Here is a 304-nt window from a genome sequence, read left to right on the forward strand (position 1 = left end):
GACTATCCGGTGCTGGAATATACCGTCCAATACCGCGAATCCGACCTCGACTTCGCCCGCCGGCAGATGGAGCGCGCGGGCATCAGCTTCCATTTCCGCCATGCCCTGGGCAGCCATACCCTGGTCCTGACCGATGATGCGCTGAGCCACGAGACGATCGGCCCGCGCCCGTTCAAACGCTATGACGGCCATCATCACTATGAACAGGAGCATTTCTGGGACTGGGCGCGAGATATGCTCGAAAGTTGGTGACGCTTGATCAGGCGGCAGCTTGAATGTGGCGGACGCCGTCGCGGAACTCAAC

1 protein-coding gene is annotated in these 304 nt (G+C 60.5%); it reads left to right on the plus strand.

Translation table 11 applies throughout. The features are described from left to right. Positions 1–252 (plus strand): contractile injection system protein, VgrG/Pvc8 family (locus Q1A36_RS21425; RefSeq protein ID WP_299848214.1); only part of this gene is annotated, 252 nt, incomplete at its 5' end. Positions 253–304: the final 52 nt, after the last annotated feature.

The sequence above is a fragment of the uncultured Paracoccus sp. genome (genome assembly GCF_947487305.1).
Lineage (GTDB): Bacteria > Pseudomonadota > Alphaproteobacteria > Rhodobacterales > Rhodobacteraceae > Paracoccus.